Here is a 25,266-nt window from a genome sequence, read left to right on the forward strand (position 1 = left end):
CCTGGAGATGTCCATCGGTCGAGCCCTTGGAGCCTCTCTCTCGGGATCCGTCCGTGCCACCGAGTCCGGTCCGTGCCACCGAGTCCGGTCGGGTGCCGCCGAGGTCAGTCCGTGCGCGGCCGCGACTCGTAAAGGTGCGTGTAGTAGCGGCCCTCCGACTCGTGTCCGGTGGGGTCCTCACCGGCCAGGATCACCTGCCGGACGGCCTCACGCCGCTCCTCGGGGCTGGTGAACAGGCGCTGCGGATAGGTCCGCGCGGGATCCATGGCGGTGACGAGGCCGTGCGCCGCGAGGGTCTCGACGATGCGCCGGTAGGGCACTGTGCGCAGCACGAACGCGCTGACCCACACAGGGCCCCGCGTGCAGTCGAGCAGTGCGTCGAACGTGCGGTGCGAGATGTAGCCGATACCCCCGGTGACCGTGAACAGACCGGTGCGGGCGACCGCGCGGCGCAGCCGGGGGCTGGGCGGGTGCCGTTCCAGGTTCTCCGCGTACGCCTCGTCCAGCAGACCCGCGTCCAGTGCGTAGCGGGTGGCGTTCTCGGCCATGTCCAGGCCGATGACCGGGGTGGCGTCGGCGCGCCGCCGCGAGGCGTAGAACTCCTTGTCGCGCTCCAGGAGTTCGGCGGGCGTGAGCGCGGCGGCCTCGGCGGAGGTGTAGTGCGCGTACAGGTCCTCCAGCGTGAGGTCGTGGTTGAGCAGCGCCGCGTTGATTCCGTACGAGCAGCAGACGTCGAGGACCGTCACGGGGCCCTCGCTGCCGGGGACCTGGGCGCACAGCTCGCGCGTGCGGCGGAAGACGGCCTGGGCGTGGTGCGGGATCTCGTACGCGTAGGGAGCCAGGGTGCGGAAGTAGGCGCGCGGGTCGGGCCGGTCGTAGATGTCGTCGAACCGGGTCTTGCCCGATGCGGTCCTTGTCCTGTGCCGGTCTGTGGCCATGGGGCACCTCCGGGAGTGAGGAACGGGTCTGGGGCAGACGTGCACCTCTACCCGACCCCTGCCACCCCCGGTAGACCTCGTGGCGGTAACCGGCCACGGCACCACCCGGCCGCGGCGTCCCCGCGGCCGTCCCGCTGGCTACCCTGGAGCCGATGTTCACCTCCCAGGGTCCCACGCTGCGCGAGCTGGCCGTTCAGGCGCTCTCCTCCACCGAGCACGGGTACGACCTGCTCGCCCCCAAGTTCGACCACACGCCGTTCCGTACGCCTGGCCGATTCCTGGCGGCGACGGCCGAAGCCTTGCGTCCGCTCGGCCCCTTCGGCGCGGGCCTCGACGTGTGCTGCGGAACCGGCGCCGGCGTCGAGACGCTGCTGCCGCTGTGCCGCGAGCGGGTCACCGGCGTGGACTTCAGCGCGGGGATGCTGGCGGCCGCCGCGGCCGGGGTGCCGGGGCGGCAGGAGGGGCCCGCGGTCGAGTGGGTGCGGGCCGACGCCCGCGCTCTGCCGTTCGCCGAAGGGTTCGATCTGGCCGTCAGCTTCGGGGCGTTCGGTCACTTCCTGCCGGCCGAGCGGCCCGCGCTGTTCGCGGGCGTCCACCGGTCGCTGCGCCCCGGCGGTCTCTTCGCGTTCCCGATCGGCGCGCCGCAGCCGCTGAGTTCCCCCTGGTACTGGGCGATGCTCGGCTTCGACGGGACGATGCGCGTGCGGAACCTGCTCCGGCGGCCGCGGTTCGTCATGTACTACCGCACCTTTCCGCTGGGCGGTGTGCGCGATGATCTCGCCGACGCCGGTTTCGACGTGCGCCTGCTGCCCCTGGAGGAGTTCGGACGGCGCCCCGACGGCAGTCCTCGCTGGCGTCTGGTGGTGGCCCGGAAGGCGGAGAGGGCGTAGGAAAGCGCCGTCGCCCACTCTCAGCGGGGTCGGGGAGCCGAGGCCGTGGCCTTGAAGGAGTGGAGGTCGGCCGCGGCGAGGGTCTGCTCCGCGGCATAGGCCTCGAAGGTGCCCACGCGCTGGAAGCCGAGGCGCGTGGCCAGCTTGAGCGAACGCTCGTTGGCCGTCTGTGTCACGACCAGGACCGGCTGGTCGGGCAGCTCGTCGGCGGCGGCGCACAACGCGGCCTTCGCGGCCTCGAATGCCAGCCCCGAACCCCAACTGCCGCGCCCGAGCAGATAGGTCAGCTCCAGCTCCGCGCCCTCTTCGGTGACGTGACCGGGGAGATCGGCGGAACGGCGGTCCAGTACGAGTGTCCCGACGAGCCGGTCGGTCTCCTTGTCGGCGATGACGTAGGTACCGGGCCTGTCGGCAATGGCGCTGATGCCGTTGGCTTCGAAGTACTGCTCGACGGCTTCACGGGGGCGCGGGCCGCCGAGGTGGGCCCGGACCTGTGGGTCGGTCCGGAGCGCGATGAGGCCGTCGATGTCGGCGTCGCGCGCCTTCCGGAGGCGGAGGCGGTCGGTGGCGATCTCCGTGGCGGACAGCGTGGATGGCGCGTTCATGAGAGGCATTGTCCCCTCACTTCCGTCTCAACAGCCTCTCCAAGTCCCATCGCGTGCGCGTACCCCGCATCAGCGGCCTGCCGGCTCCAGCGCTCGGCCTCGGAGCGCTCCTCCCGCAGCTGTAACAGCCACCCCAGCTGGATCATCGCGTCCAGGTCGCTGCCCTCGGCGGCTTCGCGGTACTGCTGTTCCGCCTGCTCTTGCATCCGTCCGCCGTTCATCTGTCCCCACCTGAGGCCCAGGCGACTGCAGTGGTCTTGACGACGACATGCCACGGGTGCGGCCGCAAGAGGAGGGAAGGCCGCCAAGAGACTTTCGGCCACAATTCCCTACAGGAAGTGAGCCACAGTGATCGAACTTCAGGAGAAGAGCCCGTGATATCGAACCAGCCTGCCCACCCCGCGCGTCGAGCCGTGGTTTTGTCGGCGGCGCTGCTGGCGCTGCAACTCGGCCTCGGCACCGTGTCCCAGGCCCAGGCCCAGGAGCCCGTCGGTGCGGAGCCGCGCGCGGTGAGCGGCCCGGCGGTGCCCGCCACGGCGACCGTCACCGAAGGGCAGGTCAAGGAGGTGGCGCCGGGCGGTGTGATCACGTATCCGAGCGTCACCAGTTGCCTCACGGTGACCGTGCGTCTGCGGGACGGCGGCCTCGTCGGTGCGCACGCCAGCCTGTTCCAAGTACCGGGTGAACTGCGTTCCGACGAGATTCTGTCCTCACTCAAAGGCCTTGTCGGCAGCCGCTCCGTGACCGCGGTAGAGGTCAGAGGAGCCGTGGGCGCCTGGCACCCGAGCTATTTCGTGAAGGCGATCGAGAGCTACGGCGAGGGGGAGCGGGTGCCGGTACCGACAGGCCAGGACCTGGACGGGATCGCCCAGGCGGTGTCGCTGGGACTTGGGCTGTCCCGGAGCGTCGTCACGGTCGAGGACGTGCCCGACGGGGACCAGATCGTCAGCTGACGACGCCGCTTCCCACGCGGGTGAATCCGCCTACGTCCCAAGCGGGTGAACCCGCAGACCCTCACGACCGCGAGCGGGGCCGCTTGAGCGGCCAGTAGATCCGGCGCAGTTCATCCAGGAAGAAGGCGTGGAAGCGGGCGAGTGTCGCCGCGGAACTCGGGCCCGTCGTACGGAAGGTCGTGAGCTGACGGAGGAAATCGGGCAGGGAGATGTGCAGGGTCCCGGCGGCGAGGATGTCCGCCGCGTGCTCCTCGGCCCGAGCCAGGTGACCCTCCAGGAGGACGTACGGCAACGTGGTCGTCGCCGGCCACAACCTGGTGAGGCCCGCGGGAGCGAGGTCCTTGACGCCGATCAGGGTGCGGGCGCTGCCCGTGCCGTCGGTGAGGAACAGCCGGTACCGCAGCTCACGACGGTCCGGTGTCCGGCCGGCGCCGAAGAAATGGAACTCGCCGCCGGTCACCGGACGCCGTCCGCCAAGGCCGCGCGCCTCGATCCAGCCGTCGGCGCGGGCGGGATGCTCGGGCCGCGCCAAGAAGTCGTCGATGTCGTCGATGGTGATGGTGAGCCGGGCGCGGAGCGGTTCGCGTGTCGGGGAGCGCCGGGCGGCACGCGGATCACTCAGCCCCATCGTGCAGGAGCCCTTCAACGTCTCGGTGAACTGCACCGAGTTGTGCTGTGTGTACGTGTGCCGAGCCTGTGAGCGTACGCCGGACCGGGCGGGCAGGTCGGAATCACGCTTCTCCAGCAGCCGCGTGCAGGCCCGGTCGGCCAGCGCGGCCACGGTCAGGGCGGGGTTGGTGCCGACGGGGCCCGGCAGCGCCGCGGCGTCCATGACGTACAGACCGGGATGGCCGTGGACCTCTCCGAACCCGTCGCAGACGCCCTCCGCCCGACTCCTGCCCATGGGCGCCCCGCCGCAGGGGTGGACGGTGATGATCCGCTTGAGCAGCCAGTGCGGGCTGTCCGCGTAGCGTCCGCCGAGAGCTTCGGAGACGGCACGCAGGGCCGCTCGTAGCCGTGCGTAGTGCTGAGCGCTGCCGGCCGTGGACCACTCGGCATCCAGGGCGCCGCGCCGCAGCACCAGCATTCCGTCCGGTGTGTCCCGGCCCATGCCGAGCAGCGGCAGGGAGGAGTCCGACAAGGCGCCGTCGGCGAGCAGGCCGGGGAGCGACGCGGACATGACGCCCGGGTCACCCACGGTGTGCGCGGCGAACTGCCGGAGCAGGAAACGTCCCGCCCGCCCCGCGTCCCGGGGCAGCGCGGCCGCCTCGACCAGCCAGCCGACGAAGGCCGGATAACCTCCGTCCTGGATGTAGGCGCCCCGTCCCGACGGCGCGAAGCCGGAGTGGTCCTGCCCGTCGAGTTCGTCGGGCAGCCGGATGGTGCTGGTGATGACCGGGCCACGGCTCGGGTCCACGCTGGACGGACGGCTCCCGTCACCGTCCTTGGTGCGGACGGCGAACGACAGGATGTCGCCGTTGCCGGAGAAACGCGTTCCGAGAGCTTCTCCGATGCCCGGGAGGTCCCGACGGCTGCGCAGCAGGAGGTACGAGGTGCCGTACGTGCCGGCGGCGAGGACCAGTCGGTCGCAGCTGAGGGTGCGGACCGGGACCCGGTCGGCGGGCGGGCCTTCCCGGTCGAGACCGTGCCGCACGTAGTCGACCTCGTACCCGCCGTGGGGAGCGGGGCGGATCGCGCGTACCTCGTGCCCCGTCCGCAGATCGGCGCCGTGCTGTCGGGCGGCCGAGAGGTAGGTGAAGTCGAGGCTGTTCTTGGCCCCTTCGTTGCAGCCGATGTTGCATTCCCCGCACAGTCGGCACGTCCGGCGGGCGGCCCCATGAAGGTTCCCGCCGTCCGGTTCGCTGATCGGCAGGCCGATGCCGGGCCGAGCGCCGGGCTCGGGCGCGAAGCTGACGGCGAGCGGGGGGAGGAAGTGCTCCAGGCCCAGCCGGTCGGCCGCGGTGCGCATCGCCCGGACCTTGGGCACGTCGTCGTATCCGGGGTGGTCCAGGGGGTAGGGCGTGGGGGCCAACACCCGCTCGACCGCGTCGTAGTGGGGGTCGAGGTCCGCACGGGTCACGGGCCAGGATTCGTAGCCGCCGCCGGGCAGCGCCTGCCGGTCGACGAACCAGTGCTCGTCCTTGCGCAGCAGCACGTTGGCGTAGATGAGGGAACCGCCGCCGAGGCCGCTGGCGACGACCGAGTCGAAGTGGCGGAAGCCCCGCACGTCGAACAAGCCGTGAGAACCGGCCTCGGGCGCCCAGAACGCACGGGCCGCCTGGGCGGGTGTGCGGGCGAAGCTGCCCGGTGGATAGTCCCGGCCGCGCTCCATCACCACCACGCCGAGACCTGCCTGCGCCAGGCGGTAGGCGGCGGTCGAACCGCCGAACCCCGAGCCGACGACCAGGACGTCCACGTGCTCGGTCGCCGCTGTCCTGTCCCGGACCATGTCAGACCGCCCGCCGCTGGAAGAAGTCCACGATCAGCGGGAAGACGTCCAGGTGCGCCCTCTTCCCGATGATCGGGTCGACGTAGCCGTAGCCGGGAAGCACCGCCAACTCGTGCCGACCGGGGGCTTCCTGGGAGAGCACGCGGTGACATTCGACGTTGGAGTCGCCGAAGACGTGGTTGTTCTCACCGGTCATGAAGAGGATCGAGGTGCTGATGTCGGCGGCGTTCGCGAGGTAGTCGTCGGGCAACGCCGCATGGCGGCGGTCCTCAGGGGCGTACTTCACCGCGTGCCCCGCCCGCACCATCTTGCGGATGTGCCGGTAGTAGTGCAGGCCCGTGGGGCCCAGCAGATCGGCGATCCTGTCGTGCGTCTCCGGCTCCAGGTTGGCGTGGCTGTAGAGGGCGGGCCAACCTGCCCCCCACATCAGACTCACCAGGTGGCACGCGGAGTTGTCGCACTCCGGGTGCCCGAGCGACACCAGTTTCGACAGGGCCCAGGAGCGAGTGAAACGGGCCGAGGCGCCCATCCTGGGGTCGAGGGCCGACATCCCAAGGACGTGCTCGAACACCGTCGGGGCGAGTTCGAGCTTCCACCGGGACCAGCCCGGCACCTTGACGACCAGACCCACGCTCTGCGCGACCATGCTGGTGATTCCCGTGACCGTGCCCGCGGCCAGGCTCATGGCGAACGACGCGGAGCCGAGGCAGTGGGCGACGACATGGATGCGCCGCTGCCCGACGTGCCGACGCAGTTCGGCCAGCATGGCCGGGTGGTCGTAGTGAACGACGTCGTCGACCGAGGCGTCCGCGGGTTCCGTGTTGTACGGATACCTGTTGCTCATCCGGAAGTCGACCGTCCACACATCGGGGAACCCGTGGTCCAGGAGGTAGGTCGCCATGTTGTAGTGCTCGGGCATGATGAACAGGTCGCTCGACGCGGTCAGGCCGTGCATCAGGAGGACGACGTCGTCACCCTCGCCCCGCTGGAAGCGGGTCAGGTTCAAGGCCAATCCGTCCGCCGTGGTGAACGGGTGTGTCGAGATCTGTGCATCAGGCACCCCGTCGAGTGTGTGCCGCGCGATGCCGTGCCGCATGACAGGCCCCCGTCTCCGCGTTGCGCTTCGGCAGAGTGGAAACGGTAGGCGTGTCGGCCAAGTGATCACATCCGACGGGCGGTTGATGTGTCCCTAGGCCCCTGGCTGTAGCGCGACGGCTGTTCCAACCAGTGAGGTACCCGGGATGTAACTCGCTGGTATGAGACCCCCGCTCGCTCCACCCGCTCCACCCGCTCCACCCGCTCCGCCCACCGCACGGCGGGCCCCATCGCCAGGGACGCCCCCAGGAACAGCGCGGCAAGCAGCAGCCAGCCCGGCACGCCCCACACCACCAGGAGCCAGGTCAGCAGGAGCGGGCCGAGGGTGCGCGCGACCGGGACGCCGGTGCCGAAGAAGCCCTGGTACTGGCCGACTTGGTGCGCGGGCGCCAGTGCGAAGCCGATCTGCCACGACCCCGCGGACTGCTGCATCTCGGCGATCACCTGAAGGGCGGCCCCGATGAGAAGGACCGCGGCCGCCGCCCAGGGAGAGAGGCCCGCCGCCGACACCGCGAAGACCACGCACGAGGCGAACATGACGGCGCCGGAGCGGCGTACGGCCCGCGAGGCCGACGCCAGGCCGGTGACGCCCCGGGCCATCCGCACCTGAAATGCCATCACGGCAAGGGTGTTGAGGACGAACAGCGCCGAGACCAGCCACCCCGGGGCGTCGGTGCGCTCCACCGTCCACAGCGGAATGGCGAGGCTGAGCAGCGGCATCCGCAGCAGCAGGACCGCGTTGAGGAGCGTGACCACCGCGTAGGGGCGGTCGCGGAGCACCGCGAGGCGAGGCCCGCCCGCACCGTGCGCCGCCGAGGCCCGCGCCACCACGGGCAGCCGCAGCAGCACCGCGGCGCAGAGCAGGAAGCCCACCGCGTCCAGGGCGAACACCGCGCGGTAGGCCTCGGCCGTGTCGTACCGCAGGGCCAGGCCGCCGAGGGCCGCGCCGACCGCGAGCCCGGCGTTGAGCGTGGACTGCAGATGCGCGAGCACCGCCGTGCGCTCCGCCGGTGCCACGAGCCCGGCGAGCAGGGCCTGCCGAGCCGCGGCGAGGCCGCACTGCGCGACGGCGTAGAGGATCGCCGCCACGAGGAACAGCGGGAAGGAACGGATGAAGAGGAACGACCCGACGGCCGCCCCGGTGGCCAGGGCGAGCAGCACCGACGTGCCGCGCGGCCCGTGGCGGTCGGCGAGCGCGCCCAGCGGCACGCCCGCCACGGACCCGATCGCCCAGGCCACCGTGAGGCCGAGCCCGATCTGGGTGGGGGAGAGCCCGACGACGCGGGTGAAGTAGAGCGCCGACGACACGTAGTACGCGCCGTCCCCGAGGGAGTTGCTCAGCTGCGCGGCGGCGAGGACGCGGGGGGCTCCCCGCGGCGGAAGGATACGGATCGACACGACGCTCCCCGATTCGGCGGCCGTGCGGCCGTCCCTGGACTGACGCGTCGACGGTATTCAGCCGCTACGGGGAGCGAGTGGGCCAATCGCGGCCCGCGGCTGTGTGCCACTTCGGGCCTCTCCGGGCCAGGGCCAGGGCCAGAGCCTTGGCTCAGGCTCAGGCTCAGGTCCAGGCCCTGGCTCAGGCCCAGGCTCGGCTACTCCTTGCCGTCGGCCGCCGCCTGGAGCGCGGCCACGTCCAGCTTCTTCATGCCGAACATCGCCTGCATCGCGCGCTGGGCGCGGTCCGCGTCCGGGCCGGTGATGAGCTCACCGAGCATGGTGGGCACCACCTGCCAGGACAGGCCGTACCGGTCTTTGAGCCAGCCGCAGGGGCCCTCCTCGCCGCCCTCGGAGAGCTTCGTCCAGTAGTGGTCGACCTCCGCCTGGTCGGCGCAGTCGATCTGGAAGGAGACCGCCTCGTCGAAGGTGAACTCCGGGCCGCCGTTGATCGCCGTGTACGGCTGGCCGTCGAGCTCGAAGTCCACGGTCAGGACGGTGCCGGCCGGGCGTGGGGCGTTCTCTCCGTAGTACGAGACGTGCTTGATCCGCGAGTTCGGGAAGACCGAGACGTAGAACTGCGCGGCCTCCTCGCTCTGCGTGTCGAACCAGAGGTTGGGGGTGATCCTGGGCATGGCGCTCTCCCTGTCTGCCGATGCGGACACCTGCGTCCGCCCGCGTGGACGTCTGCCTATGTGGACCGTCGCACCGCCCGGAACTCATCGCCACACGGCAGCCGGATCGCACAGGTTGGCCACCCGGCCACCCGGCCACCCGGTCACCCGGTCACCCGGTCACCCCGTCACCCGGCCGTGCGGACCTGCGGCTCCTGTCGCAGCGCGATGCGGAAGTACCGGTCGTAGGCCTCCAGGACCTCTGCCTCCGTGGCCAGCTCGGTGGTCGTCTTCTCCTCGCCCGCGGTCACGACGAGCTTGCGTCCGCTGAGGGTGACCCGGCCCTCCTCGGTGACGATCGAGCAGACCAGGGACTTGGTGAAGTGGGAATCGGGGGAGGTGCGGTGGTACCAGGCGCCGACCTTGAAGTCGGCCAGCGCGCGCGGGCGTTGGTCGACCAGATACTGCTTCGCGCCGTCCTTGGTGAGCTCCAGGTCGCCCTCCGAAGTCTCCGTGAGGCGGAACGTGCCACCGGGATCGGGCTGTTCGCCCCGGTCGCCGAAGGCGAGCGGCAGGTGGCTGTGGGCGCCGAAGCCGACGTCCGCGAGCCAGTCGCCGCCGTCCTCGGTGCGCACGCGCAGGGCCATGTGGTCGAAGGGGATGCCGAGGCAGCCCCGGTCGTCGTACACCCGGGCCTGCACCATCGCGACGTCGAAGCCGAGAGCCGTCAGGAGTGCGGCGAACGCGCCGTTGAGTTCGTAGCAGAAGCCGCCTCTGTGCGCGTCCACGACCTTGGAGACCAGGGCCTCGTCGGTGAGGGCGATGTCCTCGCCGAGGTGGATCGAGAGGTTCTCGAAGGGGACGCCGCGCACATGCGCCAGGTGCAGGTCCCGCAGGGCCTGCGTGGTGGGGGCGGTGGGGCGCGCGGCGCCGATGTGCCGCAGGTAGGCATCGATCTGGTCGGTGTCGACGGCGGTCCGGTCGTCCATGATCTTCTCGGTATCCATGTGATCAGTGTGGTCCGTGATCAGTGCCGTGGCGAGGGACCACCGACGGCGCCCGCACCGGACCTCGGTCCCAGGACCGGGGCCCCAGCGGTCCGGTGCGCCGAACCCGCACGTCACGGCCATCCCGCGCGTCAATTCCCGGGTGACGCACGGCAGTACATGTGTATAGTCACGGCAGAAGCGCACGCCACATCGGTGTCGCGCGACACGAGAGCAAGGAGGTGAGCCCGATGGCCACGCAGCACCCCGTCCGGGCCCTCCTGGCCGCAGCCCGCGTCTGACGTCGCACGCCGCACGTCGCGTATTCGGCAGACGCCACCGCCCAGGAGCGCCCACGCACCGCGACAGCTTTCTCCTGAGCGAAGGATCCGCCCCCCCGTGACCATCACGCCCTTCCAGGTCTCCGTCTCCGACGACATCCTCGACGACCTGCGTACGCGTCTTCGGCGCACCCTCTTCACCGAGGCATCCGACCCCACCTACTGGGCGGCCGGCACCGACCCCGGCCACCTGCGCCGCCTCGTCTCCTACTGGGCGGACGGCTTCGACTGGCGCGCCGCCGAGGCCGCGCTCAACTCCTTCCCGCACCGCACCGCCGAGGTCGCGGGCGCCCGCGTGCACTTCGTGCATCTGCGCGGGGCGCGGCCGGAGGGAGCCGCGGCTCCGCTGCCGCTGGTCCTGAGCCACGGCTGGCCGAGCTCCTACGTCGAGATGCTGCCGCTGGCCCGGCGGCTCGCCGACCCGGGCAGCCACGGCGGCGATCCCGCCGACGCCTTCGACGTGGTCGTGCCCTCGCTGCCCGGCTTCCTCCACTCCGAGCTGCCCAAGGGGCCCTTTACCCGCAGGGGCGTCGCCGGGATCTGGCACGAGCTGATGACGCGGACCCTCGGGTACCGACGCTTCGGCGCCTTCGGCGGGGACATCGGGGGAGGCGTCACCCAGTGGCTCGGCGCGCTCCACCCCGGTGAGGTCGCCGGCGTGCACATCACCTCCGCCGTGGTCTCCGCCGACTTCGATGAGCGGCCGCCGACCGCCGAGGAGCAGGCCTACCTCGACCACCTCGACGCGTACGACGCCGACGACCAGGGCTACAGCGAGATCATGTGCACCCGGCCGGACACGATCGCCGCCGCGCTGCGGGACTCCCCGGCGGGACTGCTCGCCTGGATCATCGACAAGTACCGCGACTGGAGCGACTGCGACGGGGACCTCGAGACCCGTTGGGACAAGGACACCCTGCTGACCGTCGCGACCCTGTACTGGGCCACCGGCAGCATCGGCTCGTCCTTCCGGCAGTACTACGACTACGTATGCCACAACACGCCGGTGCCGCCCATCACCGTGCCCGGGGCCGTCACCCTCAGCCATGAACCCGCGTTCGCGCACTATCCGAAGAGCCTCGCCGAGCGCGTCTTCACGGATCTGCGCCACTGGAGCACCCCGCGCAACGGCGGTCACTTCATGGCGCACGAGGAGCCCGATCAGGTCGCACGTGAACTTCGGGAATTCTTCCGCCCGTTGAGGTCTGCGGGCTGATCACCCTTTCACCTGCGCGACGCCCCCGCGGTCACCGACCACGGGGGCGTTCGCATGTTCGAAATTGGTCCGTCACCGCACTGGGTACGGTGTACGCTTTTCTCGTCGCCCGACTCTGATCAAGGAGAGCTCAGTGCAGGCCATACCCGCCGACAGTCACAACGTCATCCAGGTCCGTGGAGCTCGCGAGAACAACTTGCGGGACGTCTCCGTCGACCTCCCCAAGCGGCGGCTCACCGTCTTCACCGGGGTCTCGGGGTCCGGGAAGTCCTCGCTGGTGTTCGGCACCATCGCTGCCGAGTCCCAGCGCCTGATCAACGAGACGTACACGGCCTTCATCCAGTCGTTCATGCCGAGCCTCGGCCGGCCCGACGTCGACGCGCTGCGCAATCTGAGCGCGGCCATCGTCGTCGACCAGGAGCGGATGGGCGCCAACTCGCGCTCCACGGTGGGCACCGCCACCGACGCGTACACCATGCTGCGGATCATCTTCAGCCGCCTCGGCGAGCCCCGTATCGGCACCTCGGGCGCCTTCAGCTTCAACCTCCCCGACGGCATGTGCCCCGAGTGCGAGGGCACCGGCGAGGTCTCCACCGTCGACGTCGACCAGCTGGTGGACCGCGAACTCTCCCTGAACGAGGGCGCGATCACCGTCCCGTACTACGCGGTGGACTCCTGGAGCTGGCAGATCATGGTCAACTCCGGTTTCCACGACCCCGACAAGAAGCTCAAGGACTTCACCGAGCAGGAGTGGGCCGACCTCCTCCACAAGGGCCCGGTCAAGGTGAAGGTCGGCTCCAACGGCTTCACGTACGAAGGCCTGGTCCCCAAGATGCAGCGGACCTGGCTCGCCAAGGACCGCGAATCCCTCCAGTCGCACATCAAGGCCTTCGTGGACCGCGCGGTCGTCTTCGCCCGCTGCCCGGTCTGCGACGGCACCCGGCTCGCCGCGGCCGCGCTCTCCTCGAAGATCGAAGGGCGCAACATCGCCGAGTGCTCGGCGATGGAGATCAGGGACCTGGCCGCGTTCGTGCGCGGCCTCGACGACCCCGCCGTCGCCCCGCTGGTCGCGAGCCTGGGCGAACTCCTGGACTCCCTGGTCGAGATCGGGCTCGGCTACCTCAGCCTGGACCGCACCTCGGGCTCGCTCTCCGGCGGAGAGGCCCAGCGCGTGAAGATGGTCCGCCATCTCGGCTCCAGCATCACCGACGTGACGTACGTCTTCGACGAACCGACCATCGGCCTGCACCCGCACGACATCCGCCGCATGAACGACCTGCTCCTGCGGCTGCGGGACAAGGGCAACACCGTGCTCGTGGTCGAGCACAAGCCGGAGGTCGTCGAGATCGCCGACCACGTCGTCGACCTCGGTCCCGGCGCCGGCGAGGCGGGCGGAGAGATCTGCTACAGCGGCGACGTCGCGGGCCTGCGCGCCTCCGGCACGCTCACAGGGCGCCACCTGGGTCACCGCGCCAGGCTGCGTGAGACGGTGCGTACGCCCAAGGGGCAGCTGTCCGTCAAGGGCGCCGACCTGCACAACCTCAAGGACGTCGAGGTCGACATCCCGCTCGGGGTGCTCACCGTGGTCACCGGAGTCGCCGGGTCCGGCAAGAGCTCGCTGATCCACGGCTACGTCTCGGGACGCGACGGCGTGGTCGTCGCCGACCAGTCGCCGATCCGCGGCTCGCGCCGCTCCAACCCGGCGACGTACACCGGGCTCCTCGGCCCGATCCGCACCGCCTTCGCCAAGGCCAACGGCGTCAAGGCGGCGCTGTTCAGCGCCAATTCACAAGGGGCCTGCGCCACGTGCAACGGCCTCGGGCTCATCTACACCGACCTGGCGATGATGGCCGGCGTCGCGTCCGTGTGCGAGGAGTGCGAGGGCAAGCGCTTCACCGCCGAGGTGCTCACCTACCGGCTGCGCGGCAAGGACATCAGTGAGGTGCTCGGCATGTCGGTGGCCGAGGCGCACGACTTCTTCCCCTCCGGGCAGGCGCACACCATCCTCGGCCGCCTCTCCGACGTCGGACTCGGCTATCTGCGGCTCGGGCAGCCGCTCAACACCCTCTCCGGAGGCGAGCGGCAGCGGCTGAAACTCGCCATTCACATGGCGGAGAAGTCCTCCACGTACGTCCTCGACGAGCCGACCACCGGCCTCCATCTCGCCGATGTGGACAAGCTCCTGGCCCTTCTCGACCAGCTGGTCGACGACGGGAATTCCGTGATCGTCATCGAGCACCACCAGGCCGTGATGGCGCACGCCGACTGGATTGTCGATCTCGGCCCTGGTGGTGGCCATGACGGCGGACGCGTCGTCTTCACGGGGACTCCGGCTCAACTGGTCACCGAAGCGGACACCGTCACGGCACAACACCTGCGGGAGTACGTCGCCGGATGACGCCCAGGTCAGGGACGATGCAGGTACGCGCAGAAAGGGAGTCGACTATTCCGCGCCAATGGCGAAGGAACTGTTGACACGTGCCTGCTCCTTGTGGCCTAGACGGGGCGATCGCTCCTCATCCCAGGGGATGACACTCGTCGCGACGCAGTACAGCGACCGTGGGTCGATAGTCCGGCTCACAGTCGGACTTACGTCCTTCGAACGGCAGTGAGGATGGAGAGGCATCCTGCTGGACCCCCTGACGTGCGCGAATCGCGCGGCAGGGGGTCGTCCCTGCCTGCCCAACCCGACGGGAGTCCCTTTCGCCGTGGCTACGTTCCTGTACAAACTAGGCCGCCTCGCCTTCCGGCGGCGCCGCTATGTGGCGCTGCTGTGGGTGGCGTTGCTCGTCGGTGCGGGCTTCGCAGCCTCGGCCGCCCCCGCACCGCCCTCCGACACCTTCTCGATGCCGGGAACGGAGTCGCAGAAGGCCTTCGACGTCCTGGAGAAGCGCTTCCCCGACGCCAGCGCCGACGGCGCGAGCGCCCGTGTCGTCATCCGGGCCCCCGAGGGCGAGAAGATCACCTCGGCCAAGCCCAAGGCCGAGGTCGAGAAGATGATCGCGGCCATCGGCAAGGGGTCGTCGCAGGTCGCGAGCGTCGCCGACCCGTACAAGGCGAAGACCGTCAGCAAGGACGGCACCACCGCCTACGCGTCGGTCACCTACAAGGTGGCCGCCATGGAGCTGACGGACAAGTCGCGTGACGCGCTGACCAAGGCCACCGACCAGACCCGCGACGCGGGCCTGACCGTCGAGACCGGCGGCGACGCCATCATGGCCGAGCAGGAGATGGGCGGCAGTGCCGAGCTCATCGGCATCGCGATCTCCGCGGTCGTCCTGATCCTCACCTTCGGCTCGCTGGTCGCCGCGGGCATGCCGCTGCTGACCGCGATCATCGGCGTGGGCATCGGCATCTCCGGCATCGCGGCGCTCGGCAGCGTCCTCGACCTGTCCGCCACGACCTCCACGCTCGCGATGATGATCGGCCTCGCGGTCGGCATCGATTACGCCCTGTTCATCGTCTCCCGCTACCGAGCGGAGATCGCCGAGGGCCGCGAACCCGAGGAAGCGGCGGGCCGGGCCACCGGAACCGCGGGCTCCGCCGTGGTGTTCGCCGGACTCACCGTCGTCGTCGCCCTCTCCGGCCTCGCCGTCGTCAACATCCCGATCCTCACCAAGATGGGCCTGGCCGCGGCCGGCACCGTCGTGATCGCCGTCCTCATCGCGCTCACCATGATCCCCGCGCTGCTCGGCTTCGCGGGTCGCAAGGTGCTGCGCCGCAAGGACCGCAAGAAGCCCGCGGGCGCGTTCCTGGACCCGCACGCCAAGCCCAAGCTCGGCACCCGCTGGGCGCGCTTCGTGCTGCGCCGTCCGCTCGCCGTCCTGCTCGTCGCCGTCGTCGGCCTCGGCGCCGTGGCCGTCCCGGCGACCAGCCTGGAGCTCGGCCTGCCCGACGAGGGCACGGCGGCCCCGGACAGCACCCAGCGCAAGGCCTACGACATGCTGTCCGAGTCCTTCGGCGCGGGCTTCAACGGCCCCCTGATGGTCACCATCAGCAAGGACTCCGACGTGGCGGGCGCCGCCAAGACCGTCGGTGAGCAGATCGCCAAGGTCGACGGCGTCGCCGCCGTCACGCCCGCCACGCCCAACAAGGCCGGCGACACCGCGATCATGAACGTCGTCCCGAAGACCGGGCCGAGCGACCACGAGACCGAGGAACTGGTCAAGTCGATCCGCTCGACCGCCGACGGCGTCGGGGCCGACACCGGCTCCGAGATCCTGGTCACCGGCCAGACCGCGATGACGATCGACTTCTCGCAGACCCTGGACGACGCGCTGCTGCCCTACCTCGGGCTCGTCGTCGGCCTGGCCTTCCTGCTCCTGATGCTGGTCTTCCGCTCGGTCCTGGTCCCGCTCAAGGCGGCGCTCGGCTTCCTGCTCTCGGTGGCCGCCGCGCTCGGCGCCGTGGTCGCGGTCTTCCAGTGGGGCTGGCTCGCGGACATCGTGGGCGTCGACCAGCCGGGCCCGATCATGAGCATGATGCCGATCTTCATGATCGGCGTGGTCTTCGGTCTCGCCATGGATTACGAGGTCTTCCTCGTGACGCGGATGCGTGAGGCGTACGTCCACGGGGCGCGCCCCGGCGAGTCGGTCGTGACCGGCTTCACCCACGGCGGACGGGTCGTGGCCGCGGCCGCGATCATCATGATCAGCGTCTTCTCCGGCTTCATCATGGAGAACGACGACATGATCAAGATGATGGGCTTCGGTCTGGCCATCGCCGTCCTCTTCGACGCCTTCGTGGTCCGCATGGCGATCGTGCCCGCGGTGCTCGCCCTGCTCGGCAAGTCCGCGTGGTGGCTGCCGCGCTGGCTGGACAAGCTCCTGCCGAACGTGGACGTGGAGGGCGAGAAGCTGCACAAGAGCCTCGGCGACACCGTGTCGCCCGGCGCCGAGACCGAGCGGGAGCTAGAACCTGTGGGCAGGTGACGCACCGCCGTTCTCGAGGAGCGGGCCGGACGGGACACCCCTTTGTGGGAGGAGTGTTCCGACCGGCCCGCTCGGTCTTTTCCGCCGACCCTTTTGATGTCCGGCTCCCGCTCTATGCCTCCTGCGCCTCGTCGTAGGAGGCGCGGGCCGCCGCGATGGCCGGGCGGTGGTCGATCGACCAGTCGGCGAGCGCCTTGACCAGGTGCGTGAGGCTTTGGCCCATCTCGGTCAGCTCGTACTCGACCTGCGGCGGAATCGTCGGATGCACCGTCCGCTCGACCAGACCGTCTCGCTCCAGACGGCGCACGGTCAGCGTCAGCATCCGCTGCGAGATGTCGCCGTGGATCCGGCGCTGCAACTCCTTGAACCTGAGCACGCCCGCGGCGAGTTCGACCACCACGTACACGGACCACTTGTCGCCGAGGCGGTCCAGGACGTCCCTGACGCCGCACTCGTCCTGCGGTGTCTCGCAGCTGATCACCGGTTCAGCGGCCGGGGCGGTGGTTACACCGGTGTGCCCTGCTGACATTCAAGTGCCTCCTTATGCGGCCGAGCGCCGCCGATCATGATGGTTCCCAGGCCGCGGGCCGTCGGAGCGACGGCAGCGGAACCACGTGGGCGAGCCACGTGGGAAACCACCGACGACGGGGGAACCTTCCCATGCTCATGATCACCGGCGCCACGGGCGCCCTCGGCCGGCTCGTCACCGCCCGCCTCGCCGACCACGACGACATCGTCCTCGGCACCCGAAACCCGGCCCCGGGCGAGCGCCGAGTCGACTTCGACGACCCGGCGTCCCTGGACTTCACCGGCGTCGACACACTGCTGATGATCTCCGCGGGGGCCGCCGAGGACGACGTCGTCATCGCCCGCCACGACGCCGCGATATCCGCCGCCGAGAAGGCGGGCGTGCGCCACCTCGTCTACACCAGCCTCAGCGGCGACGGCGACCACCTCACCTACGCGCTGGCCCACCGCTGGACCGAGCGCAGACTGAGCGACTCCTCGCTGCGCTGGACGGTGCTGCGCAACGGCCTGTACGCGGAGTTCCTCGCCGCGATCGCCGCGCCGGGGCCCGACGGCACGATCGCCGCGCCGCTGGGCGAGGGACGCCTTGCCGCGGTGGCCCGCGAGGACCTCGCGGAGGTCGCCGTACGCGTGGCGACCGCGCCGGACGCGCACGCGGACCGCACCTATGAGCTGGTCGGCGAACACGCCCTGGGCGGGCCCGAGTTGGCGGCCGCGCTCGGCGGCTCGTACGAACCGGACTCGCTCGCCGCGACGCGCGCCGCGATCACCGACGCGGGCCAGGCGCTGTCCTTCCAGGTGCCGATGCTCCTGAGCACCTACTCGGCGATCACCGGCGGCTTCCTGGACGGCACGGCCATCGGGGACAACGCCCTGCGCACCCTCCTGGGCCGCGAGCCGCGCCCGGCGATCGAGGCCTATGTCCGGGCCGTGCGCGGCTGAGCGGCGGGGTTCTCACACCGGCCGCTTCTCGGTGTCGTCGTCGAGGTGCCTCAGATGGGTCGCGCGCAGGCGGCCCTGCCGGTCCGAGGAGCGGACCATGCTCCAGAGGTACTGCACGGGACCGATGTTGCGCGTGAGCGACCAGAGCAGGATGCCGACCGGGAGCAGCACGTACTCGGCGGGGCGCAGCGGCGGCAGCGGGCGGCCGAGCTTTCCCGCCGCCCGGCGGATGAGGTACGCGGACAGCGCCGCGTTGAGGAACGGCAGCACGGCCAGGGCGGGTTGGCCGAGCACGACCGCGGCGGCCACCAGGAACCAGTACGGGACGGGGCCGAGCAGGAAGCAGCCCGCGCTCCGGTAGATCGACGCAAGACGGCTCAGCTCGAAGCGGAGCGGCTGGGCCGCGCGGTACTCGGGCAGCAGCCAGTGGAACTGCAGCACGTCGACCATGCCGGAGTACCAGTAGCGCTTCTGGGCGGTCACCGCGGCCGCGGTCGTGGGGTGCTCGGTGTCCTCGAGGACGGGCACGACGTGGACGGGGACGCGGCGCAGTGCCAGACGGAAGCCGAGTTCGAGGTCCTCGCAGGGTGTCTGCGTGCTGAACCCGCCGACGTCGAGCGCGGTGTCCAGACGCAGGGCGAGGCCGTGGCCCTTCAAGTGGTACGAGTGACCGAGCGGGCCCTGGCGGTGCGCGGCGCTGTTGCGGCGGTGCAGGTCGTACTCGAAGCCGAACGCCCAGCGGGTCTGGTAGTAGGCGGCGCCGACGGTGTACCAGCGGCCCGGTCCCGTGATCTCGTCCACGTTGCGCAGGGAGAGGAAGTTGATCTGGGCGGCCGCCGGGCAGGACCGCGCGACCAAGGTGTCGCCGAGGGCCTGGACCGAGTCGGGGGCCGCGGTGGAGTCGCCGTTGTAGACGACGACGTAGGTCCGTTCGGCGTCGCCGGAGCCGCGCCGCGCGACGTCCCGCATGCCCGTGTTGAACGCGGCGGCCATGCTCGGCACGTCGCTGCGGTCCATCAGGCAGGTGGCGTCGGCGAACCGGTCGCAGAGCGCCTGAGCCACGGTGTGGGTGGACACGACGCCGGGGCCGTGGGGTTCGTGGACCGAGGTGACGACGGTGATCGTCGCGTGATAGGAGGACGCCTCGATGGACTGGCGCAGGGCCAGGAACGTCTTCTCCAGGGACTCCACTTCCTGGAAGGCGGGGATGACGTAGTGCAGTTGGATCGCGTCCCGGGCCCGGCGCGTGGCGGGATCCGAGGCTGCCGCGGCGGCGCGCACCTCGGCGCGCTCCCGCTTCAGGACGGCCGGCTGTCGCCACATCCGCAGCCAGAAGGCGCCGTTGCGCGCGGCCATGGCGGCCAGGACGCTGAACGAGACGATGACAAGGAGTGTGTGCACGGGGTGCATCCGTTCGACTGATGGTGAAGGGGCCGCTGGTGCTCAACCGGACGAGCGGACGCCCCGGTTGAATGCGCCCGGCTAGGAGCGGGAGGACAGCCGGGTGACTCCGGCCGCCAGGGCGCAGAGCCCGAGCAGGGCGGCGACGAGCGTGACGGCCTCGACGAGGCCGAGGCGGTCCCAGAGCGAGCCCATGACGCCGTGCGTCAGCGCGATGGTGATGCCGGTGGCGGTGCCGAGCACCGAGGCCGCGGTGGCGCGCAGGTCGTCGGGGAAGACCTGCTGGCCCCAGACGGCCAGCGTGGTCAGGGCCGCGCCGACGAAGAACTCCGCCCCGAGGTAGGCGACACCGGCGCCGAAGCCGCCCGAGGACGCGCAGAGCAGCGAGAGGTTCAGGCCCAGCAGGAGGAGGCCGAGCAGCGGGGCGGGCTCGACGCGCGAGGCCCACCGGGTCGCCGCGGCACCGGCGGCCGCCGCGACGGACAGGACGAGGAGGACCAGGCCGAGCCACTGGGTCGACAGACCGGCCACCGTCTTCGCCGCGGGCTGCCAGGTGAGGATGATGATGCCGAGGTCGACGCTGGCCAGCACGCTGAAGAGCAGCAGCAGGCGGCACTTCTTGCTCAGCACGAGGCGGATGCCCGAGGCGAGGGAGCGCCACACGGTGAGGCCGTTGCCCTTCGGTGACTCCGGCCAGCTGAGCGCGACCCACAGCGCGGCGGCGAGCAGCACGAGACCGGCGAACGTGACGGCGGTCCTGGTGTCCACCGTCCACGCACTGGCCGCCACCAGGCAGGCGCCCACCGCGGCCGCCGCCCAGCGGATCGTCTCGGCCCCGCGGACGGCACCGGTGCCCCGGTCCTCCTCGCCCTCGGCGTTGAGGGTGTTGACCAGCAGCGCCTGGGCCGCGCCGGAGTGCAGCGCGAGCCCCGACGCCCACAGCACGATCGCCGCGCCGAAGGCAAGCGCTCCGGTGGCCCGTGCGAAGAGCAGGAAACCGGCGCCCCACACCGTGAGTCCGACGACCACGAGGCGCTTGTGGCCGTAGCGGTCGCCCCAGGCTCCGCTGGGCGCCTCGAGGAGCAGCGAGGTGATCGACGTACTCGCGAGCAGACCGCCGATCACCGCGGCGGACAGACCGCTGTCGCCCATGACGGTCACGAACACGGCACCGAAGACGAAGTCGGCGACGGCGACCAGGCCCGAGAGGACCCAGACCTTGGTGACGAGGACGTGGCGGCGCCCGGGACGGTCCGTGCGGTCGTGCGCCTCGGCCGTCGTCACGCCGGGTCCGCGAGGTGCTCGGCGAGGCGCAGCGACAGGGCCGCCATGGTCAGGAACGGATTCCACGAACCGCGGGTGGGGAAGGCGGCCCCGCCGAGGACGTGGACGTTCGCGACGGAGTGCAGCCGGCCGTGGTGGTCGGTGACGGAGTCGTCGGCGGTGGCGCCCATCCTGAGCATGCCTGCCTCGTGGTAGGCGAAGGGCATCCGCCGGTCCGGCGGGGTGCTCGACCAGGTCCGGTCCTCGGGGGACCAGTACTCCAGGGGCGCGTCGCCCGCCAGGTGGCGAAGGACCAGGTCGGTGGCGTCGTCCATGGCGTCCCACACGGCGCGGTCGGCGGGCGCGAGACGGTAGGTGCCGACGGTGACGCCGTCCTCGTCGATGCGGACGCGTCCGGCGTCCTCGGACACGGTGTCGCCCGCCAGTTGGGCGAGGCCGTGCACGAGAAGCACCACGTGCTCCTCGTCGCTGACGCGCCGTGGTGTGCCGTCCCCGAACATGTCCGGCATCAGCCGGTAGACGCGGTCCAGGTCCCGCTCCCTGTCGGTGGTCGCGCACGCCGTGACGTGGAGATGGAACTCGCGCTCGGCGGTGGCGCCGTCGACGTACAGGGCGGCCAGCTCCGCGCGGGTGTCGCTCAGGCCGGGGAAGGCCTCGCGGGGGAGACGGCAGGTGAGGAAACTGGCCGTGTTGGCCCCGAAGTTGGCTCCCGCGCCGCGCCGCAGCTCGGCGGGGAGCGACGCGAGCACCAGGCGGGTCGCCTCCAACGCGCCCAGGGCCAGGACGACTTGGGCGTCCCCGACCGCGAGTGTGGTGTCGCCGGCGCGGACCGCGACGACCCGGCCGTCCTCGTACGTGAGGCCCTCCACTTGGCAGCCCGTCACGATGTCGAGCGTGTCGGGACGGGCGGCCTTCGCGCGCAGGAGCAGCGTGACGGCGCTGAACTTGTCGACGGCTCCGCTGGCCACGGGACCCTGCGCCAGCGGGGCGTCGAGGTCCCGCTCGGACTCCGGGTAGGACAGGTCGGCGCAGGAGCGTGCGGCTTTGAGGACCGATGCGGCCATGTGCTCCTGCAGCCTCGCGTACTCGGGGCCGAGCCGGCCGGCCGGTCGCACGCCGAGCAGTTCCTTGGCCTCCGCCCAGTACGGGGCGAGTCCGTCCACCACCGCGTCCGGCCAGTCGGCCAGCTGCTGCCGCGTCGGCTGCGGGCACGAGCCGCTCCAGACCAGCGTTCTGCCTCCCAGGTACGGGACTTGGGGGATGACCTGGAGGTCGCCGTCGGCCCGCCAGGGCGAGGCGGAGGCGGAGGCCATCAGGGGCTGGAAGGCGAGCCCGAGGTTCTGTGCGTGGGAGGGGAGCAGGAACGGCCCCTGCTCCAGGACGAGGACGCGCGCGTCGGGCCGACGGCGCAGCAGTCCGGTGAGGAACGTGGCCGCCGTCCCGCCTCCGCCGACGATCACGAAGTCGTACGCGCGGTGGCGGACGTCGTCGAGGTCCGAGACCACGTGGTGCTCGGCGGAGAGCGGCGGGGACTGGGGGAGAACAGGCATGGTGGGAATCCCTTGAGGCACTGGAGTACGTAGAGGGGAGGGGCGGGGAGGCGGCAGGGGCGGGAAGGAAGCAGGGGGGCGCGGCGCCCCACCGGTCACATCTCGGCGGGTGCCGCACCGGCCGTCCGCGCCCTGCGGGTGCCGGCCGCGACCCCGGCGAGGACGACGGGCGTCAGCAACTCGCCCACTTCGGCCAGGCGGTGGACGGGCACCACACGGCGCAGCGCGCCCGCGGGAAGGGTGGACAGGGCCTCGGCGGCGGCGCTGCCCGGTGCGATGGGGGTCGGCGCCTCCGTCCCGCCGGATGCGGCCAGGTCGCCCGAGACGAGCCCGATGAGATAGGCCGTCTTCCAGATCTCGGAGACGACGATGCGGCTGACCAGGTCCAACAGGCGGGCGACGGAGGGCACTTGGGGGAGTACGCCGACCAGCTCCGCCTCGACCTCGTGCGGAGTGACGCCCCACCGGTCCAGCGCGGGGCCGGAGCGGATCTGGCCCCACCCGTCGACCGTGCTGTCGTCGGGGACGAAGAGGGTCGCCTGCTGGCTCCACCAGTCGTAGTACGGCACGGCGGGAACGCTGGTGAGCGCGTTGCCGAGGGCGGGTCCTGGGGTGGGCAGCGGCGAGAAGTTCACCGAACGTCGCAGCCCCATGGTCGTGTTGCCCACCAGGCTCTCCACCGCGTCGTGCTGGGCCAGATTGGCCACGGCCGCCCAGGTGGTGAGCCCCGAACGGGCCAGATACTCCAGGAGCACGACGTCATCGGGGTCGGACTCCGTGCTCTCGGCCGCCGCGAACGCGTCGAAGCCGCGGGCGACGTCCGCCGGCATGACCAGCGCGGCGCACGGTATGTAGTCGTCGACGACCGGGGCCCACGCGAGGCCGTGCGCGGCGGCGATCCGCACCGTGGTCGCCGTCCGCGAGCCCCACTCCACGAAGAGGGACAGTGGGTCCTCGGGCCGCGCCGCGACGGCCTCCCTCACTCTGGTGGCGAAATCCGGGACGAGCACCAAGTCGTCCTGCAGCACCAGGTGATGCGTCGCTCCCGGCGCGACGGAACGCCAGGCGAGGCGCGCGGTGCGCCAGGCCGACGGAATGCCGTCCGGTTCGGGATCGGAAACGACGGTGAGACCCAGTTCGGGATGGGCCAGACACATGTCCCGGGCCAATTCCGCGCGTCGCGGATGGCTCATCACCACCGCCGACAAGTGAATGCCGGACGCGTCCTTCTCCACGAATTCCCCTTTGTCGTACGACGAGTTGGGCACCGCTCGATTCCTCACTTCTCTTCCCTCCGTACGTCGCAATGTCCGTTCAGCGCGGTGACGGCGTCGTCGAGTCGGGCGTACGGAACGAGAACCACATCGGCGTCGTAGGTGGACGCGACGAACACCGGGACGTCCGCGGCGGCCAGCGGGGTGAGGAGTGCGACGAGCACGCCGGGGACGTCGAGGCCGTGCGGGTCGGCCCCGCTGTAGAGAGCCGCCCACGTGCCGTCCGACTCGCCCGGCCTGGCCCGGCGGATCACCGTCGGCCCCTCGGGGGCCCGTACGAGCGCCAGCCAGGAGTTGTCGGCGATCGCCTGCGGAAGGTCGGCCCGTTCCACGAGGAACTGCCCCTGGAGAACCAGCAATTGCGGACGTGATGCGGTCATGGAGGCCCTCGGATCGGCGGCATGTCGGGTGCCCGCCCATTCGAGCACAGGAAACTCGGCCCGAACGGGGAGAGCGGTGTCGGGTTCCGGACCTGACGACTTCTGGACACGCGGATCCGATGGACTCGGAAACGCGCCGCCGTTCAGAATTCAGCAGGCCGCGGCCCTGGCCGAAAACGCACGACGCCACATCGTTCTCCGTGCCATCGCTCTCCGTGCCGTCGCACACCGCTTTTCGCGCCGCCGCGCCCAAACCCTGCACTCATGAGCCGCACTCGTGGGAGTGCGTAGAGGAAGGTATTCGGTGTCACTCGATTTCGCCCCACCCATCGCCGCGGATCTGCCGGTCCGGGCCGCCGACGGAGTTCCGTACCTCGAACTGACGGACTCCGAGAGCTCCCAGTTGAAGGACATGGCCGAGGAGATCCTCGACCACGCCCCGCGGATCCCGCTCGAACAGCAGCTGGAGCGCCTGGCCCTCCTCGCGCACGAGGTGCCGGAGTCGGTGCGCGCCAATCTGACGCGCTTCCGGTTGACCGGGCGGCCGTACGGCGGCATGGTCGTCTCCAACCTGCCCATCGACGAAGCGCTCGCGGGTCCGACGCCGACCGCGTACACCGATGAGCCCGCGAGCCGCGAAGCCGCCCGCGCCGGCGCGCTGTTGCTGCTGCTCGGCTCGCTGATGGGCGACCCGGTCTCGTACCTCACCCAGCAGCGCGGCCGCATGGTCCTCGACCTGTTCCCGATCAAGGGGCACGAGCACCAGCAGCTGGGCTCCAGCTCGACCGTCAACCTGGAATGGCACAACGAGGACGCCTTCCACCCGCTGCGGGCCGACTGGATCATGCTGCTCGGGCTGCGGAACCACGACAAGGTGCCGACGACCTTCGCGCCCGTCCAGGACATCGAACTCTCCGAGCGGGCACGGGAGATTCTCTTCCAGGAGCGGTTCGTCATCCTTCCCGACGAGTCGCACACGGCGCAGTTCAACGCCGAGACCACCGGCGTCGAGGGATCCGACTGGTCCGCGCGGGCCTTCGAGCAGATCGCGCGGATGAACGAGGCGCCGCGGCGCACCGCGGTCCTCTCGGGCGAGCGCGACGCCCCGCACATCTGCATCGACCCGGCGTTCATGCCGCGCGACCTGGAGCCCGAGGCCGCCGCCGCGCTCCAGGAGATCATCACCGGCATCGACCGGAGCCTGCGCGACGTGTCGCTCGCCCCCGGTGAGTTGCTGATCGTCGACAACAAGCGCGCGGTGCACGGCCGCAAGCCCTTCACGGCCCGGTACGACGGCACCGACCGCTGGCTGCGCCGTATCAACGTGACGGCGGACCTGCGCCGCGCCGGCGGGCGCAGGTACGGCGACCACGGCCGGGCGCTGGTCTGACCCCGCGCGGGCCCGTGGTGGGGCGACCCACCACGGACCGACCCACCACGGGCCCGACCTGG

Annotated in this window: 21 protein-coding genes; 7 read left to right on the forward strand and 14 right to left on the reverse strand. The window is 71.0% G+C overall.

Annotated features, from left to right (window positions below):
- Nucleotides 1-104: 104 nt before the first annotated feature.
- Complete coding sequence (locus tag AB0B50_RS27315; protein WP_362337246.1) at nucleotides 105-938, reverse strand: hypothetical protein; 834 nt, start codon at nucleotides 936-938, stop codon at nucleotides 105-107.
- A 152-nt stretch (nucleotides 939-1,090) separates the two neighbouring features.
- Between AB0B50_RS27315 and AB0B50_RS27320 the strand changes: the two genes are divergently transcribed.
- Nucleotides 1,091-1,828 (forward strand): class I SAM-dependent methyltransferase, encoded by a 738-nt coding sequence (locus tag AB0B50_RS27320; protein WP_362337248.1) that lies wholly within the window; start codon nucleotides 1,091-1,093, stop codon nucleotides 1,826-1,828.
- 20 nt (nucleotides 1,829-1,848) lie between these two features.
- Here the strand turns inward: AB0B50_RS27320 and AB0B50_RS27325 are convergent, their stop codons facing one another.
- Complete coding sequence (locus AB0B50_RS27325) at nucleotides 1,849-2,433, reverse strand: GNAT family N-acetyltransferase (RefSeq protein WP_362337251.1); 585 nt, start codon at nucleotides 2,431-2,433, stop codon at nucleotides 1,849-1,851.
- Nucleotides 2,430-2,654, reverse strand: a complete 225-nt coding sequence (locus tag AB0B50_RS27330) for a hypothetical protein (RefSeq protein WP_362337254.1) — start codon at nucleotides 2,652-2,654, stop codon at nucleotides 2,430-2,432. The genes AB0B50_RS27325 and AB0B50_RS27330 overlap by 4 nt, the downstream gene beginning before the upstream one ends.
- A gap of 153 nt (nucleotides 2,655-2,807) precedes the next feature.
- On the opposite strand from AB0B50_RS27330, the gene AB0B50_RS27335 reads away from it, so the two are divergent.
- Complete coding sequence (locus AB0B50_RS27335; protein WP_362337257.1) at nucleotides 2,808-3,386, forward strand: hypothetical protein; 579 nt, start codon at nucleotides 2,808-2,810, stop codon at nucleotides 3,384-3,386.
- A 61-nt stretch (nucleotides 3,387-3,447) separates the two neighbouring features.
- On the opposite strand, the gene AB0B50_RS27340 is transcribed toward AB0B50_RS27335, so the two are convergent.
- The 5 genes from AB0B50_RS27340 to AB0B50_RS27360 all read right to left on the reverse strand — a co-directional run bounded on the left by AB0B50_RS27340 (nucleotide 3,448) and on the right by AB0B50_RS27360 (nucleotide 9,988).
- On the reverse strand, nucleotides 3,448-5,835 hold the full coding sequence (locus tag AB0B50_RS27340) for a GMC family oxidoreductase (RefSeq protein WP_362337260.1): 2,388 nt from the start codon (nucleotides 5,833-5,835) through the stop codon (nucleotides 3,448-3,450).
- 1 nt (nucleotide 5,836) lies between these two features.
- On the reverse strand, nucleotides 5,837-6,895 hold the full coding sequence (locus AB0B50_RS27345; RefSeq protein ID WP_362337262.1) for an alpha/beta hydrolase: 1,059 nt from the start codon (nucleotides 6,893-6,895) through the stop codon (nucleotides 5,837-5,839).
- Between the two features lie 101 nt (nucleotides 6,896-6,996).
- Complete coding sequence (locus AB0B50_RS27350; RefSeq protein ID WP_362337265.1) at nucleotides 6,997-8,328, reverse strand: MFS transporter; 1,332 nt, start codon at nucleotides 8,326-8,328, stop codon at nucleotides 6,997-6,999.
- 197 nt (nucleotides 8,329-8,525) lie between these two features.
- Nucleotides 8,526-9,002 (reverse strand): VOC family protein, encoded by a 477-nt coding sequence (locus tag AB0B50_RS27355; RefSeq protein WP_362337268.1) that lies wholly within the window; start codon nucleotides 9,000-9,002, stop codon nucleotides 8,526-8,528.
- A 167-nt stretch (nucleotides 9,003-9,169) separates the two neighbouring features.
- Nucleotides 9,170-9,988 (reverse strand): arylamine N-acetyltransferase, encoded by an 819-nt coding sequence (locus tag AB0B50_RS27360; RefSeq protein WP_362337271.1) that lies wholly within the window; start codon nucleotides 9,986-9,988, stop codon nucleotides 9,170-9,172.
- Between the two features lie 378 nt (nucleotides 9,989-10,366).
- Here AB0B50_RS27360 and AB0B50_RS27365 point away from each other — a divergent pair, with 378 nt between their 5' ends.
- The 3 genes from AB0B50_RS27365 (at nucleotide 10,367) to AB0B50_RS27375 (ending at nucleotide 16,455) form a co-directional block, all read left to right on the forward strand.
- On the forward strand, nucleotides 10,367-11,524 hold the full coding sequence (locus AB0B50_RS27365) for an epoxide hydrolase family protein (protein WP_362337274.1): 1,158 nt from the start codon (nucleotides 10,367-10,369) through the stop codon (nucleotides 11,522-11,524).
- A gap of 133 nt (nucleotides 11,525-11,657) precedes the next feature.
- A complete protein-coding gene (locus AB0B50_RS27370) occupies nucleotides 11,658-13,922 on the forward strand; it encodes an excinuclease ABC subunit UvrA (protein WP_362337277.1) in 2,265 nt (754 codons plus the stop codon).
- A gap of 310 nt (nucleotides 13,923-14,232) precedes the next feature.
- Nucleotides 14,233-16,455: an MMPL family transporter gene (locus tag AB0B50_RS27375; protein ID WP_362337280.1), complete on the forward strand. Its 2,223-nt coding sequence runs from the start codon at nucleotides 14,233-14,235 to the stop codon at nucleotides 16,453-16,455.
- A gap of 112 nt (nucleotides 16,456-16,567) precedes the next feature.
- Here the strand turns inward: AB0B50_RS27375 and AB0B50_RS27380 are convergent, their stop codons facing one another.
- The gene (locus tag AB0B50_RS27380; protein ID WP_362337282.1) at nucleotides 16,568-16,984 is read right to left on the reverse strand and encodes a helix-turn-helix domain-containing protein; all 417 of its coding nucleotides are present in this window, start codon (nucleotides 16,982-16,984) and stop codon (nucleotides 16,568-16,570) included.
- A 131-nt stretch (nucleotides 16,985-17,115) separates the two neighbouring features.
- Here AB0B50_RS27380 and AB0B50_RS27385 point away from each other — a divergent pair, with 131 nt between their 5' ends.
- Nucleotides 17,116-17,925, forward strand: a complete 810-nt coding sequence (locus tag AB0B50_RS27385; RefSeq protein ID WP_362337285.1) for an NAD(P)H-binding protein — start codon at nucleotides 17,116-17,118, stop codon at nucleotides 17,923-17,925.
- A gap of 12 nt (nucleotides 17,926-17,937) precedes the next feature.
- Here the strand turns inward: AB0B50_RS27385 and AB0B50_RS27390 are convergent, their stop codons facing one another.
- The 5 genes from AB0B50_RS27390 to AB0B50_RS27410 form a co-directional block, all read right to left on the reverse strand.
- On the reverse strand, nucleotides 17,938-19,326 hold the full coding sequence (locus tag AB0B50_RS27390) for a glycosyltransferase family 2 protein (RefSeq protein ID WP_362337288.1): 1,389 nt from the start codon (nucleotides 19,324-19,326) through the stop codon (nucleotides 17,938-17,940).
- Between the two features lie 81 nt (nucleotides 19,327-19,407).
- Nucleotides 19,408-20,610: an MFS transporter gene (locus AB0B50_RS27395; protein WP_362337290.1), complete on the reverse strand. Its 1,203-nt coding sequence runs from the start codon at nucleotides 20,608-20,610 to the stop codon at nucleotides 19,408-19,410.
- Nucleotides 20,607-22,160 (reverse strand): GMC oxidoreductase, encoded by a 1,554-nt coding sequence (locus tag AB0B50_RS27400; protein ID WP_362337293.1) that lies wholly within the window; start codon nucleotides 22,158-22,160, stop codon nucleotides 20,607-20,609. The genes AB0B50_RS27395 and AB0B50_RS27400 overlap by 4 nt, the downstream gene beginning before the upstream one ends.
- A 95-nt stretch (nucleotides 22,161-22,255) precedes the next feature.
- Nucleotides 22,256-23,428, reverse strand: coding sequence for a hypothetical protein (locus AB0B50_RS27405; protein WP_362337296.1), 1,173 nt, complete (start codon nucleotides 23,426-23,428; stop codon nucleotides 22,256-22,258).
- Nucleotides 23,429-23,439: 11 nt separating this feature from the next.
- The gene (locus AB0B50_RS27410; RefSeq protein ID WP_362337299.1) at nucleotides 23,440-23,814 is read right to left on the reverse strand and encodes an ACT domain-containing protein; all 375 of its coding nucleotides are present in this window, start codon (nucleotides 23,812-23,814) and stop codon (nucleotides 23,440-23,442) included.
- A 304-nt stretch (nucleotides 23,815-24,118) separates the two neighbouring features.
- Between AB0B50_RS27410 and gntD the strand changes: the two genes are divergently transcribed.
- Nucleotides 24,119-25,204, forward strand: coding sequence for a guanitoxin biosynthesis L-enduracididine beta-hydroxylase GntD (gene gntD, locus AB0B50_RS27415; RefSeq protein WP_362337302.1), 1,086 nt, complete (start codon nucleotides 24,119-24,121; stop codon nucleotides 25,202-25,204).
- The last annotated feature ends 62 nt before the right edge of the window (nucleotides 25,205-25,266 follow it).

It is taken from the genome of Streptomyces sp. NPDC041068 (genome assembly GCF_040647455.1).
Lineage (GTDB): Bacteria > Actinomycetota > Actinomycetes > Streptomycetales > Streptomycetaceae > Streptomyces.

Excerpts from the sequence above, each read along its gene's own strand:
- AB0B50_RS27315 (WP_362337246.1), bottom strand. The coding sequence starts at position 938 with ATGGCCACAGACCGGCACAGGACAAGGACCGCATCGGGCAAGACCCGG.
- AB0B50_RS27320 (WP_362337248.1), top strand. The coding sequence starts at position 1,091 with ATGTTCACCTCCCAGGGTCCCACGCTGCGCGAGCTGGCCGTTCAGGCG.
- AB0B50_RS27325 (WP_362337251.1), bottom strand. The coding sequence starts at position 2,433 with ATGAACGCGCCATCCACGCTGTCCGCCACGGAGATCGCCACCGACCGC.
- AB0B50_RS27330 (WP_362337254.1), bottom strand. The coding sequence starts at position 2,654 with ATGAACGGCGGACGGATGCAAGAGCAGGCGGAACAGCAGTACCGCGAA.
- AB0B50_RS27340 (WP_362337260.1), bottom strand. The coding sequence starts at position 5,835 with ATGGTCCGGGACAGGACAGCGGCGACCGAGCACGTGGACGTCCTGGTC.
- AB0B50_RS27355 (WP_362337268.1), bottom strand. The coding sequence starts at position 9,002 with ATGCCCAGGATCACCCCCAACCTCTGGTTCGACACGCAGAGCGAGGAG.
- AB0B50_RS27360 (WP_362337271.1), bottom strand. The coding sequence starts at position 9,988 with ATGGATACCGAGAAGATCATGGACGACCGGACCGCCGTCGACACCGAC.
- AB0B50_RS27380 (WP_362337282.1), bottom strand. The coding sequence starts at position 16,984 with ATGTCAGCAGGGCACACCGGTGTAACCACCGCCCCGGCCGCTGAACCG.
- AB0B50_RS27385 (WP_362337285.1), top strand. The coding sequence starts at position 17,116 with ATGCTCATGATCACCGGCGCCACGGGCGCCCTCGGCCGGCTCGTCACC.
- AB0B50_RS27400 (WP_362337293.1), bottom strand. The coding sequence starts at position 22,160 with ATGCCTGTTCTCCCCCAGTCCCCGCCGCTCTCCGCCGAGCACCACGTG.
- AB0B50_RS27410 (WP_362337299.1), bottom strand. The coding sequence starts at position 23,814 with ATGACCGCATCACGTCCGCAATTGCTGGTTCTCCAGGGGCAGTTCCTC.